We start from the raw sequence: 13,110 nt of genomic DNA, 5'->3' as shown, positions 1-13,110 counted from the left end.
CAGCATAAAACCTACAACTAAATATTAACAACAACTAAACACAACCTACACTTATGAAAAAAATAGGCATTTTATTTGGACAGGAGAACACCTTTCCACAGGCTTTTGTAGATCGCATAAATGAAAAAGGCATAAAAGATATCAGCGCCGAGTTTGTGCGCATTGATAAGGTAATGCAAGGCGAGCCGCTTGATTATGCGGTAATAATTGACCGCATATCGCAAGATGTGCCGTTTTACCGGGCGGCGCTTAAAAATGCGGCTATATCAGGCACTGCCGTTATCAATAACCCGTTCTGGTGGAGCGCTGATGAAAAGTTTTTTAATAATGCACTGGCGGTAAAGCTGGGCATTCCTGTTCCTAAAACCGTATTACTCCCTTCGCGCGATCATCCTAAAGGAACTAATGATCAATCCTTCCGTAACCTGGCCTACCCGTTAGACTGGGATGCCATATTTAACTATGTAGGCTTCCCGGCATACATGAAACCGTTTGACGGTGGCGGCTGGCGCGATGTTTACAAGATTAGTGACAAAGAAGACCTATGGACTAAGTTTGAAGGTACCGGCGAACTGGTGATGCTGTTACAGGAAGAGATTATTTTTGATGATTATTTCCGTTGCTACTGCATTGGCGGTAAGCACGTACGTATTATGCAATATGAGCCACGCAACCCGCATCACCTGCGTTATGAGCATGGCAAAGCCCCGGCTGATAAAAAACTGCTGGCCACTATTGAAGAGTACGTGCTAAAACTAAATCAATATTTAGGCTACGATTTTAATACCGTGGAGTTTGCCGTACGCGATGGCATCCCCTACGCTATTGATTTTTGCAACCCGGCGCCAGATGCCGACGTGAACAGTGTAGGCCAGGAAAACTTTGACTGGGTGGTTGAAACGGCTGCCACTTATGCTATTGAGCGTGCACAACAACAGAAAAACGGTGTAGACAATTTAACTTGGGGCCAATATTTAAAAGGAGCCGTGAACCAAACACCTTTAGTAGCGGCTTCAGCAACAAAAACTAAAACAGCAAAAGCGGCAGCCGCAGCCCCGGCAGCGCCAAGTTTAGGCACTATTGACCATGCTATAACTGATGAAGGCGCAATAACCGAAGCGGCTAAACCTAAAAAAGCCAAAGCTGCTGCCGCGCCTAAAGCAGCTGTACAAACTGCAAAGCCGGCTGCACCTGCCAAGGAAGCAGCAACTAAGGTAAAAGCAATTAAGGAACCGGTTACAAAGGCAGAGCCTGTAAAGGAAAAGGGCAAAAAGGCCAAGAAAAAAGATTAAATGGATACTGCATTAACCGACGGTGATAAAAAGTTAATAAGTGACGTAGAGCAATATGGGTTCCATATTGTTCACGTCCTTGCTGATAACGGCCTGCCTGGCTTTGGCTTTTCTGTCGGTTTGTTTCACAACTTTAAACACCCGGAGATCATCATTATAGGCCTGCAGCAAGAATTAATTCATTCGCTCATTAACGATATGGGAGAAGCCATTAAAAGTGGAAAAGTTTTTGATGCGTACTCCTATTCGCCGGATATACTGGAAGGCTTTGAGTGCTATTTTATCCCTATTGATCAATGTAATTACCGAGACTATTTAGGTTATGCACACTGGTTTTATAAAAACGATGAGTTTCCGGTGTTACAGTGTATTTATCCAACAGTAAAGGGCATTTACCCTTGGCAAAGTGATTGGCCTCAGAGAATAAAGCATATACAACCCATATTAGGACCACTAAATTTTTAAGCTATGAATGAGTTTACCATTGGGGTTGAGGAAGAGTTTATGGTGATAGACCCGGTTAGTCGGGAACTAAAATCGCATGAACAAAAGATTGTAGACGGTGCCCAGCGCATTCACGAAGACCAGGTAAAGGCAGAAATGCACCAGGCTGTAGTGGAAGTAGGCACGCATATTTGCCGCAACACCGAGGAGGCACGTAAAGAGGTGAGCAAACTACGTCTTACGGTGGCCCAACTGGCAGGTGATATGGGTTTGCGTATAGGTGCGGCCGGCACGCATCCTTTTTCGCACTGGGCGGGCCAGCTTATTACTGAACATCCAAGATATAACGAAATTGTAGACGAACTGCAGGATGCCGCCCGCTCGAACCTTATTTTTGGTTTACATGTGCATGTGGGCATCCAATCGCGGGAGATGGCCATACATATTGCCAACCAGGTACGCTACTTTTTGCCACACGTTTTCGCCATGAGCGCCAATTCACCCTTTTGGGAAGGGCGTAATACCGGTTATAAATCATACCGTACCAAGGTGTTTGATAAGTTTCCGCGTACCGGCATACCCGACGCTTTTAGCAGTATTGAGGAGTACGACAATTACATTAAGCTGCTGGTAAAAACCAACTGCATTGATAACGCCAAAAAGATCTGGTGGGATATCCGGGTACATCCATTCTATGAAACTATTGAGTTCAGGATATGTGATTGTCCTATGCTGGTTGATGAGACAATTGCCTTTACCGCAATTTTTCAGGCATTGTGTGCCAAGCTGTACAAGCTGCGGTTGCAAAACATGAAGTTTATCACCTATCCTCGTGCCCTCATTAATGAAAATAAATGGCGCGCCGCACGTTATGGCATTGATGGCAAACTGATAGATTTTGGCAAGCAACAAGAAGTAAACACCCGTGCACTGATACTGGAACTGTTAGATTTTGTGGATGATGTAGTGGATGATTTAGGATGCCGCGATGATTTGCAATACATACACCAGATACTGGAACACGGTACCGGAGCCGACCGCCAGTTGGCTGTTTATCAGCAAAAAGGTAACTTTGTAGACGTGGTAGATTATATTACCTCGCAAACATTAAAAGGGATTTGAGCAACGTGATGACAGATACAACATCCATAAAAGTAGCTATACTCGATTTATATGCAGGTCACCCTAACCAGGGCATGCGCTGTTTTCAGGATATATTAGTACGGTATAAGACCGACGGTCAGTTAAACCTGAGCTACCAGGTATTTGACGTCCGCGGAGCTAATGAGGTACCTGGTACCGAGTTTGATATCTATATATCAAGCGGCGGTCCGGGTAGCCCTATTGATAGCGAAGGGTCTGACTGGGAAAACAACTATTTTAAATTGATTGATGCTATTGACAAGCACAATCAAACTACCGATGGAGCCAAAAAGCATGTGCTTTTCGTTTGTCACTCGTTCCAGTTAATGTGCCGCCGCTGGCAACTGGGCGAGGTGAATTTGCGCCATTCACCATCATTTGGCGCATTACCAGTGCATTTAACACCCAGCGGACATAGCGAAGCTATTTTCGAAGACCTGAGCGACCCATTCTATGCAGTTGATTCCCGCTCATGGCAGGTAATTAACCCTGATGAAAACCGTTTTAAAGAGACTGGAGCAACGCTCATTGCTATTGAAAAAGAACGGCCTTATGTAGAATATCCGCGTGCTATGATGGCTATACGTTTCAACGAATACTTTGTAGGCACGCAATTTCACCCCGAGGCTGATGCCATAGGCATGAAAGAGTATTTAATTACCGACGAGAAAAAGAAAGAGGTAATAGATGAACACGGCGAAACCAAGTATCATGAGATGATTGAACGCCTGGAAGACCCGGACAAGATCATGCACACGCAAAATACCATTATACCTAACTTTTTACATGAGGCCATACTGAGTTTGCAGGAAGCATAGGCGGATAAGGAGTATGATTCACAAATGTAAGTCTGAACTTGCTTGAAAACTTTAAGTGCTAAGTCGTCGAACTACTTTTAAAAAACATCTCTATGGAAAAATCCGCCCGCAGCAAATTCAACGCTAACTTCAGCACCGAAAAATATCAGCAGTTTTTACAGCTGCTCAATAAAGACCTGCCTGCTGATGTGGCATTCCGCGTGGCAGAAACGCCTATCTTTTTAACGACCGAATTTAAAGAGAAGCTGCTAGCCGCTGGTAACAATATCCTGCAAACTATATTGCAACCAGGTTTTAAAGAACTAACCGAGCGTGCAATTCCGCAAAAATGGAAAGTAGCTAATGAGAATGATCATCCTCATTTCATTGCCTTAGATTTTGGCGTTTGTAAAGATGAAGCCGGCAACATCGTACCTAAGCTTATAGAATTGCAAGGCTTTCCATCTCTATACGGTTTCCAGGTTAAGCTGGGTGATACTTACAGCCAGGCTTATGATATTGCCGATGACTGGACAATCTACTTCAACAACCTGGGTAAACAGGATTATACAGACTTATTGAGAGAAACCATATTGGGGCCCTACCAGCCTCACGAAGTTGTATTGATGGATGTGAATGCTCTCGAACAAAAAACATCGGTCGACTTTTATATTACGCAGCAATACCTGGGCATTCCCATCGTATCGTTAGGCGATATAAAGCAAAAAGGCAATCAGTTATTTTATGAGGCCAACGGTGAAGATAAATTAATTAAGCGCATATACAATCGCCTTATATTTGACGAGATTGAAACAGAAGGTACGCCTTTTGATGGGTATGTTGATTTGCGACAAACGCTCGATGTGGAATGGGTAACCCACCCTAACTGGTTCTATCGCATTAGTAAGTTTACCATGCCCTACTTAAAAGGAGATGCGATACCTAAAACGTTCTTTTTGCATGAGTTAGCGGCCATACCCGCCGATTTGGAAAACTATGTTCTTAAACCCTTATTCTCCTTTGCCGGCCAGGGCGTAATTATTGATGTTACCGCTACGGACGTTGAAAGCATTAAGGACCCGGAGAACTGGATATTGCAAGAAAAAGTACACTATAAACCTGTGGTTGAAGCGCCCGACGGTGGCGTAAAGGCCGAGATTCGGCTGCTATACCTTTGGCCAGACGGTGATGATGAACCAACTCTGGCTATAAACCTTGCACGCTTAAGCCGTGGCAAAATGATTGGTGTACGCTACAATAAAGATTTCGACTGGGTGGGCGGTACTACTGCTTTCTTTCCTAAATAAGCATTACTTATTAGGTGCGGCTAATACTATTGCATTGGTTTTTACGTGTATATGATATAACAATCTGTATTTTTGCACTATGAGTTTTCAAACCATCATCATTATATTACTTTTTGCGGCCGCTGTGGTTTATGTGGGCCGTATGGTATATAAAAGTCTTTATACTAAAAAAGGCTGTGGTTCAAACTGTAAATGCGGGGTCGATTTTTCGAACGTTAATCCCGACAAACTGGGTTCTTAAACGCTAAAGCTCCTTTTAACAAGTTTATTCATTAAAACCGTTAGTTTTGTTCTGCGAAACGTACTAACTGCTGATGGCTCATAAACAAATTTTTCAAGCTGATAATCCTAAACGTTGGAATAGCTTTAAATGGCTTAGCCGAGTGCTGCTGTTTATTTTAGTAAGCGGCGTAGTAGGCGCTGCAATTACTGTTACGTCAAAGCAGTATCCCGAGCTTCCCAACCTTACGCCAACACCTAAAAAGCTAACCAAAGCCGAGTTAAACAAGCTCAAGCGATCAACCGAATACCGCGATTTTACGGTTCAGAAAGCTCAGATACAGGAGATCAGGCGGGCATTACACTTGCATCAGCTTAAACATCCAAATAACGCTTTCCGGATTAACGTAGGCTTTTATCACGCCTGGGAACCACAGGCCTATACCTCGCTGGTTGATAACATAGGCAAACTGGACATGGTAGTGAGCGAAGGCTTTGCCATTACTCCTGGTGAAGACACCATTACCGTGCGTATGGACACCGGCCTGGTAAACCTGAATAAACGCCATCATAAACCCGTTGTCATAACACTTACCAATTATATTAATTACAACAATGTAAGCGGCGGTTTCGATAGTAAGGACGTTAACCGCATAGTTGGCAACCCTAAGCTGCGTACAGCATTCATTAACAACATTGCCGAAAGCTTAACCAAATACAAGCTTAAAGGCCTTAACTTGAGCTTTGACGACATAAAAGATCGTAACCGGCCGGCATACCGTGCATTTCAGCAGGAGCTTTACAGCACATTGCACACCCAGGGCTTTCTGTTAACCCAAAATGTGGTGCCCGAAGATGACGAGTTTGACTTGAAGTTTTTACAAAAAGTGAACGATTACCTTTTTGTAATGGCTATTGACCAGCATAACGATGCCAGTAACGCAGGCGATATTTCGCACCAGCATTGGGTGGAGCAAATACTGGATAAAGTATGTGAGCAGGTACCCAGCGAGAAGGTTATTTTGACGGTGGCAGGCGGCGGTTTTGACTGGGCCGAACATAATTACGGCACCTCAGTAGGCTACCAGGAGGCTGTAAGTACCGCTCAGGAACACAACAGCAAAATTAATTACAACCCCGAGTCTGCCAACTTGAACTTTTCTTACCGTGGGTCAGACTCTTTGATGCACACCGTATACTTTGCCGATGCTGCCACCAATTTCAACATCATCCGCATGGCCGATGATTGGGCTACCGGCGGCGTGGCCTTATGGCGGCTCGGAACTGAAGACCCGCGCTTGTGGTCATTTTTCCAAAAGAACTTATCTACCGATTCTTTACGCAAAACGGGTATCGATATAAAAAAACTCACCAAAGTAGGCTTAAATAAAAAGGTTGATTACACCGGCGAGGGTGAGGTGCTATACCTTATATCTGAACCTAAAACGGGCAAAATTGATGTAAAGTTCGATCCTAAAACTTTCACCATCACCAACCAGACTTATATAGAGCTGCCTACCAAATATGTGATCAGGCGGTATGGCTATGCGCCAAAAAAGGTGGTTCTTACGTTTGATGATGGTCCGGATCCTACCTATACACCGCAAATACTGGACATACTAAAGAAAGAAAAAGTACCGGCTTCGTTTTTTGTGGTGGGTGCTATGGTTGAAAAAAACATGCCTCTGCTGCGTCGCATTTACAATGAAGGCTATGAGATTGGCAACCACACCTTCTTTCACCCCGATATCTCCAAAATCCCTCTCCAACGCGTAAGTCTGGAGTTAAATGCCACCCGCAAGCTTATTGAATCCATAACCGGGCACAGTACCGTGCTTTTCAGGGCGCCGTTTAATGCTGATGCCGAGCCGCAAACACTTGACGAGATCATTCCGGTGGCGCAAAGCAAAAAAGAGAATTACATTAACATAGGCGAGTTTATTGATCCGCACGACTGGGAACCCGGCGTAACAGCCGACAGTATTGTAGCCCGTACCATTAAACAATCTGGAAACGGCTCCATGATATTGCTACACGATGCCGGCGGCGATTCGCGCGAGGAAACGGTTAAGGCATTGCCGCGCATTATCCAATACTTTAAAAGCAAGGGTTATGAGTTTACCACCATTGCCGATGTATTAAACAAGAGCAAGGATGAACTGATGCCGCCTGTAACGGACGATGCCAACAGCGGCATCACCGGCGGATTGTATGATCTGTTTAACTCGGGCTTATTTTATGGCAACTGGTTTTTACTGTACCTGTTCCTTACCGCTATATTTTTAGCGGTAGGCCGAATTATACTTATAGGCATATTGGCCGTTAGGCAGTTTGCCCTGAATAAAAAAGCGCCTGATCATGATGTGGATGTAAGCGCCCTGCCGCCGGTAAGTATTATTGTGCCTGCTTACAATGAGGAGGTAACAGCGGTTAAAACTATACAAAGCCTGATGCAGCTGGAGTATCCGAAAATGGAAATACTTTTTGTGGACGATGGCTCTAAAGACCGGACGTTTGAAGTGGTGAGCACCGCCTATCAAAATCATGATATGGTTAAGATACTAACCAAACCTAACGGCGGCAAAGCATCGGCCCTGAACTTTGGTATTGCTCAGGCAAAGTATAATTATGTAGTGTGTATTGATGCTGATACTTTACTGAAGAACGACGCCATTATACACCTGATGGCTTACTTTACCGATGAGGAGATTGGCGCAGTAGCCGGTACGGTTAAAGTGGGTAACGAGACCAACCTTATTACACGCTGGCAGTCTATTGAATATATTACGGCGCAAAATATGGACCGCCGTGCTTTTGATTTACTCAACAGCATTACGGTGGTACCGGGAGCCATTGGGGCATTCCGGAAAGAGGCTATTTTTGAAGCAGGCGGCTTTACTACCGATACTTTGGCCGAAGATTGCGATTTAACAATGCGCATACTCAAGCTGGGCTATGTTATTCGTAATGCTGGTGAGGCTATTGCTTATACCGAAGCGCCCGAAACAGTGCACATGCTGATGAAACAACGTTTTAGATGGAGTTATGGCGTGATGCAAAGCTTCTGGAAAAACCGCGATGCCTTATTTAACCGCAAGTACAAATTTTTTGGCATGGTGGGTATGCCTAACATCCTTATTTTTCAGATCATACTGCCATTGTTCTCACCACTGGCCGATTTAATGATGATTGGCGGCTTTTTCAGCGACCATCCCGAAAAGATTTTTGCGTTCTACCTGGCGTTTATCGTTATCGATCTTTTAGTAGCGGTTATTGCTTTCCGTATGGAAAAAGAGAGTTACCGCAAATTAATCTACATTATTCCGCAGCGCTTTGCCTGGCGGCAATTGATGTACTACATCTTGTTCAAGTCTCTACGCCACGCCCTCAAAGGCCAGCACAGCGGCTGGGGTAATTTGAAAAGAACGGGCAATGTAAAGGTGTAAAGTAGAAAGTAAAGGGTATCGAATGAGGAGTAAGATTATTGTATTAATTACCTATAAGCAGTCAAATGCATGAGTTTCACATGCAAGTTCAATAAGACGTATTGTTTAAAGATCGATCAATCAAGTGCTTTCATCTTTAATCAACTTAAAGAAAAAATCGAAGCAAGCAAACTAAAGAGTTGGATAAATTTCGACTTGATAGACTATAAGCTCTTTAACATTGAGAACACATCAATAATTATCAATCGTTCTGCAGGCAAGATAAGCGCACTTAATGGCATAGGTTTGATAATAATTTCTATTGAAAATAGGGATAAAACAAACGTTGCTTGTATAGAATTGCAGCCCTATGGCGAAGCGCTAAATGTGATACTCGGTTTTCAATTAACCTTAGCTATTTTATGTTCAATTGTAGCTGCTAGTTGCGCTCCTTCTAAATATATTTAATTATCACACCCGTTGTTGCGCTACTAGTAGGATTTGTTAGCTACTTAAACATTCTGTTTTGCAGATACCGATTGGAATGGTATGCCGAAGATGCATTGTTAGATTTAGATGTAAAAATCAATGCGGTTCATGCACCATAACAAAACGAGCCCACCACCTAGCTCGTTATGTGAACCAATAATCAAGGATCGCAACAAGACGGTCCATATTCTTTACTCAGTGCAAAGCTACTTTTCTATCAAACAAACCGCATAGGCTACTACACCTTCTCCGCGGCCTATGAAACCCATTTGCTCATTAGTGGTAGCTTTAATGGAGATATCATCTTCGCTGATGCCTGCCGCCTGGGCAATGTTTGCTTTCATGGCGGGTATGTGCGGGTTTATTTTAGGCGCTTCGAGGCATATCATGGCATCGATATTACCTACGTTCCAGCCCTTCTCTTGCAAGAGTTTTATAACATGTTGTAGTAAAATAAGGCTGCTTATGCCCCGCCAGCGTTCATCTTTATTACTAAAGTGATACCCGATATCGCGCAGGTTGGCTGCGCCCAGTAAAGCATCACAAATGGCGTGCACCATAACGTCAGCATCAGAATGCCCAAAAGCACCCGAATGGTGCGGCAGGGTAACTCCACCCATCACAAAGGGATGGTCTTCTTTCATCTGGTGTACATCAAAACCAAAGCCTATACGTATCTTACTCATAAGTATTATTTACCGCCAAAGGTAGCACTTAGTGTAAAACGGAGGGTATTAGCCAACGGACTTTTTTGCTGTGTAGCCAGCAGGTATGCTAAGTCGAGGTTAAAAATGTTGTATTTGAAACCGGCGCCCAGCGTAGCATACTGACGATCGCCTTTAGATGGATTCTCGTAAAAATAGCCCGCCCTGAAAAATATTTGCTTATTGTAGCCATATTCAGCACCTGCAGCATAGCTTATCTCTTTCAGTTCTTCGCCAAAACCGCCCGGCGCATCGGCAAACGAGCCAAATATGCCTGCAGGGATGGAGCGGTCGTCGTCATAGCCTTGTATCACATTGCCTTTATTATCGCGTATGGGTGGTGTAGGCACCATTAGCTTATTAATATCAAGCGTAAGTGTAAAGTGACTGTTGTTCTCTAAAAACCAGGTATCGGCCACGCCCAACCTTAAATTGGCGGGCAGAAAATAGCTTTGCCCATTTGTAGAAAAACTCATTTTAGTGCCGAGGTTGGAAGCTGTTGCACCGAATGATAATTGTGCCTGCTTACCAAACTGAATGGTTTGCTTGGTGTAATAAGCCGAAACATCAGCAGCTACCGCATTCCCCGCCTTGGTTTGCTGTCCGTTAACAACCGCGCCGTTGGTTAGCCCCGAATGGATGTACCTGGCAGTTAAAGCTAATGAAAAATTTTGCCCAAACTTGCGTGCAAACGAACCATCTATAGAAAACTCATTTGGGCTGTAAGTTCCCTGATCGGTTTGGCCGGCATCTATAAGTTGTATGCTGCCTAAATTAAAGTAGCGTAATGAAAGGCCGATTGCATTACGGTCGTCCAGTTTGCGGGCATAACTCAGGTAAGCTAAATTAACGTCAGATACGAGTCTGCGTAACCATGGACTATAAGAAAGCGCAACATTATCCCGGCCTTCAATAAAGGCCAGTTTTGAGGGGTTCCAGTAGTTGGCATTAACATCGGGAGATAAAGCTACGCCGGCATCTCCCATGGCACCAGAGCGCGAATCTGGCGCTATGGTTAAAAAAGGAACAGCTGTGATGAGTCCATTTGTACTGCTGCCATTTGTTGTTGTGCTGTTATTTACCGTTCCCTGTGCCATTACAGCCGCGGGCACTATGCAACAGGACAGTAATAAAGTGTAAAACTTTAAAAATTTCATTACTACAAATAAGCTGTTAATTTTTCTAAAAAACTACGATTTATACTCTACCATGGTATAAAAGTTTTAATTTAGCACACCGCCACTTTTTTCATATTAAGTGTAACTTATAGAACTTGTTAGCCGTTAAACAGGCTAAACTACAACTTAACGTTATCGGCAGTTTTTCGAATTAAATTACTGTTTAAAGAAATTTTGTATTTTTATATTCAAATTTTTAAATATGATTAAGCATTTTACTAAATCTGCTTTACTATTGGGATGTGTGGGATTGTTATTAGGCAGTTGCAGTAAACCAATGCGTTCGCAAAAAACCGGCGTTGTTTACAATAACAAAGACAATGGCGGTTACATGCGTTTCCAACAAACGCATCCGGCTCCCGGACCAGGGCTGATAGCTATTGAAGGCGGTACGTTCGTATTAGGTGGCAGCGCCGATCAGGATGTAACTTTCGATTACAATAACACACGTCGTCGTGTAACTATCGCTTCGTTTTATATGGACGAAAGCGAAGTATCTAACCAAGACTGGCTGGATTATCTTCATTACATTAGCATTACCTACTCTGGTGACAGAGAGCTATATTATAATGCGGTACCTGATACGCTGGTATGGCGCAGACCTTTGTCATATAACGAACCTTACGTAGATAATTACCTGAGGCACCCGGCTTTTCAGGACTACCCGGTTGTGGGCGTTACCTGGGAGCAAGCTCAAGAGTATTGTGTTTTCCGGACTAACCAGATAAACGAAAACATTTTACGCGAGACTGGTCGCTTAGCATCATGGAAAGATGCCGCTACAGGCGGCAAAGGCGACCAGCCATTTGATACAGACATTTACCTGAACAACCAATACAATGGCAAAGACGGTAAAAATGCCATGAAAAACCTTAACCCGAGTGCTAAAGCTGGTGGTACTGGCAAAGCTACCCGACCTGTACGTATGGAAGATGGTATTTTGAAACCAGCTTACCGTTTACCTACAGAAGCGGAATGGGAATATGCTGCATTGGGTTTAGCTGGCAACACTGAGTTTGAAAACATTGAAGACGGCAAAATATATCCGTGGAATGGCATGGGTGTACGCTCGGCAAAAAAACGCACCCGTGGTATGATTATGGCTAACTTTAAACGTGGCGAGGGTGACAACATGGGTGTAGGCGGTTCCTTGAATGATAAAGCCGACATTACTGCTCCGGTACGTTCTTATCAGCCTAATGATTTTGGTTTGTATAACATGGCCGGTAATGTTAACGAATGGACTAACGATACTTACCGCCAAATGACGTTTGAGGACGTTGAAGATTTTAACCCGTTCCGTGGTAACGAGTATACTAACAAACGCCTTGCCGATGCCGAAAAAGGTATTTATGCAAAAGACAAATATGGCCGCGTAATTAAGGATGCTGCTAAATCGAACAAAAAACTACCTTGGAACGAGTTTATTGCTCAGCAACAAGGACAAAAACCAGCAACTACTGTTGGCACACCAAGCGGTGTACCTGTTGGCGCTGCTACCGCTTCAATAGCCGGCAAGCCATTTAAAGCAGATCAACGCGGCTTTGCCGACTCAACTGATAACAGTTTGTATGGTGTAACTACTTTGGTGAACGATCACTCTAAGGTTTACAAAGGTGGTTCATGGAATGACCGCGCTATGTGGTTAAACCCAGCTACCCGCCGCTTTATGGACCAAGGCGATGCCAGCGCCGAAGTTGGTTTCCGCTGCGCCATGAGCATGGTTGGCGCTCCAGAAATTAACCCTAATGGTAAAACACACTTCAGTGTTAAAAAACCTAAAAACTATAATCCAAAGAAATAAGGATGTAATAAAATGAAAAAGCCCGTTGCCAAAAGCAACGGGCTTTTTTTGTGGGTGAAAAACAAAGTTGACTTAAATGTTTCTTTCATACACCAACTCGCTCCAAATAAAATGCTATAAATTAGTACCTAAGCAAGCTCTTCAACCCCCTTTTACGCTATACCAACTTGCAATATGCAAGCATCTGCCGCTGCACCACTTTGGTGTCCTTAATAGCATCGTATTGTTAGGCAATGTTAGATGGGTTATTGCGATGAATAATACTTGTAAGAGCGCTCAAACAACAAAAGCGGGATGCTACGTAATAA

At 43.7% G+C, this 13,110-nt stretch carries 11 protein-coding genes; 9 read left to right on the top strand and 2 right to left on the bottom strand.

Translation table 11 applies throughout. The annotated features are described in order from the left end of the window. Window positions 1-53: 53 nt before the first annotated feature. The 8 genes from ABDD94_RS04515 (at window position 54) to ABDD94_RS04480 (ending at window position 9,095) form a co-directional block, all read left to right on the top strand. Window positions 54-1,292, top strand: a complete 1,239-nt coding sequence (locus tag ABDD94_RS04515) for a hypothetical protein (RefSeq protein ID WP_345954862.1) — start codon at window positions 54-56, stop codon at window positions 1,290-1,292. Next, window positions 1,293-1,757, top strand: a complete 465-nt coding sequence (locus tag ABDD94_RS04510; RefSeq protein ID WP_345954861.1) for a DUF4262 domain-containing protein — start codon at window positions 1,293-1,295, stop codon at window positions 1,755-1,757. It abuts the gene before it with no gap. A 3-nt stretch (window positions 1,758-1,760) separates the two neighbouring features. Then, window positions 1,761-2,858: a carboxylate-amine ligase gene (locus ABDD94_RS04505; RefSeq protein ID WP_345948728.1), complete on the top strand. Its 1,098-nt coding sequence runs from the start codon at window positions 1,761-1,763 to the stop codon at window positions 2,856-2,858. 8 nt (window positions 2,859-2,866) lie between these two features. Continuing rightward, window positions 2,867-3,697 carry a GMP synthase gene (locus tag ABDD94_RS04500; RefSeq protein WP_345954860.1) on the top strand — a complete coding sequence of 277 codons (831 nt, stop codon included), beginning with the start codon at window positions 2,867-2,869 and terminating at the stop codon, window positions 3,695-3,697. Window positions 3,698-3,789: 92 nt separating this feature from the next. Next, on the top strand, window positions 3,790-4,983 hold the full coding sequence (locus ABDD94_RS04495) for a hypothetical protein (RefSeq protein ID WP_345954859.1): 1,194 nt from the start codon (window positions 3,790-3,792) through the stop codon (window positions 4,981-4,983). 79 nt (window positions 4,984-5,062) lie between these two features. Beyond that, a complete protein-coding gene (locus ABDD94_RS04490) occupies window positions 5,063-5,224 on the top strand; it encodes a FeoB-associated Cys-rich membrane protein (RefSeq protein WP_345948731.1) in 162 nt (53 codons plus the stop codon). Window positions 5,225-5,297: 73 nt separating this feature from the next. Continuing rightward, entirely contained in the window at window positions 5,298-8,648 is a 3,351-nt protein-coding gene (locus ABDD94_RS04485) for a glycosyltransferase (RefSeq protein WP_345954858.1), read from the top strand. 69 nt (window positions 8,649-8,717) lie between these two features. Then, entirely contained in the window at window positions 8,718-9,095 is a 378-nt protein-coding gene (locus ABDD94_RS04480; RefSeq protein WP_345954857.1) for a hypothetical protein, read from the top strand. Between the two features lie 227 nt (window positions 9,096-9,322). Here the strand turns inward: ABDD94_RS04480 and ispF are convergent, their stop codons facing one another. Together ispF and porV are read right to left on the bottom strand one after the other, a co-directional pair. Continuing rightward, window positions 9,323-9,802 (bottom strand): 2-C-methyl-D-erythritol 2,4-cyclodiphosphate synthase, encoded by a 480-nt coding sequence (gene ispF / locus ABDD94_RS04475; protein WP_345954856.1) that lies wholly within the window; start codon window positions 9,800-9,802, stop codon window positions 9,323-9,325. Window positions 9,803-9,807: 5 nt separating this feature from the next. Continuing rightward, on the bottom strand, window positions 9,808-10,977 hold the full coding sequence (porV, locus tag ABDD94_RS04470; protein WP_345954855.1) for a type IX secretion system outer membrane channel protein PorV: 1,170 nt from the start codon (window positions 10,975-10,977) through the stop codon (window positions 9,808-9,810). 223 nt (window positions 10,978-11,200) lie between these two features. Here porV and ABDD94_RS04465 point away from each other — a divergent pair, with 223 nt between their 5' ends. Continuing rightward, on the top strand, window positions 11,201-12,802 hold the full coding sequence (locus tag ABDD94_RS04465) for an SUMF1/EgtB/PvdO family nonheme iron enzyme (protein WP_345948736.1): 1,602 nt from the start codon (window positions 11,201-11,203) through the stop codon (window positions 12,800-12,802). The last annotated feature ends 308 nt before the right edge of the window (window positions 12,803-13,110 follow it).

Source organism: Mucilaginibacter sp. PAMB04168 (assembly GCF_039634365.2).
GTDB lineage: Bacteria > Bacteroidota > Bacteroidia > Sphingobacteriales > Sphingobacteriaceae > Mucilaginibacter.
Note: the sequence above shows the minus strand (reverse complement) of the source record. Positions and strands in the feature narration are given on the sequence as shown.

Excerpts from the sequence above, each read along its gene's own strand:
- ABDD94_RS04490 (WP_345948731.1), top strand. The coding sequence starts at position 5,063 with ATGAGTTTTCAAACCATCATCATTATATTACTTTTTGCGGCCGCTGTG.
- ABDD94_RS04485 (WP_345954858.1), top strand. The coding sequence starts at position 5,298 with ATGGCTCATAAACAAATTTTTCAAGCTGATAATCCTAAACGTTGGAAT.
- ABDD94_RS04505 (WP_345948728.1), top strand. The coding sequence starts at position 1,761 with ATGAATGAGTTTACCATTGGGGTTGAGGAAGAGTTTATGGTGATAGAC.
- ABDD94_RS04515 (WP_345954862.1), top strand. The coding sequence starts at position 54 with ATGAAAAAAATAGGCATTTTATTTGGACAGGAGAACACCTTTCCACAG.
- ABDD94_RS04495 (WP_345954859.1), top strand. The coding sequence starts at position 3,790 with ATGGAAAAATCCGCCCGCAGCAAATTCAACGCTAACTTCAGCACCGAA.
- ABDD94_RS04510 (WP_345954861.1), top strand. The coding sequence starts at position 1,293 with ATGGATACTGCATTAACCGACGGTGATAAAAAGTTAATAAGTGACGTA.
- porV (WP_345954855.1), bottom strand. The coding sequence starts at position 10,977 with ATGAAATTTTTAAAGTTTTACACTTTATTACTGTCCTGTTGCATAGTG.
- ABDD94_RS04500 (WP_345954860.1), top strand. The coding sequence starts at position 2,867 with ATGACAGATACAACATCCATAAAAGTAGCTATACTCGATTTATATGCA.
- ABDD94_RS04465 (WP_345948736.1), top strand. The coding sequence starts at position 11,201 with ATGATTAAGCATTTTACTAAATCTGCTTTACTATTGGGATGTGTGGGA.
- ispF (WP_345954856.1), bottom strand. The coding sequence starts at position 9,802 with ATGAGTAAGATACGTATAGGCTTTGGTTTTGATGTACACCAGATGAAA.
- ABDD94_RS04480 (WP_345954857.1), top strand. The coding sequence starts at position 8,718 with ATGAGTTTCACATGCAAGTTCAATAAGACGTATTGTTTAAAGATCGAT.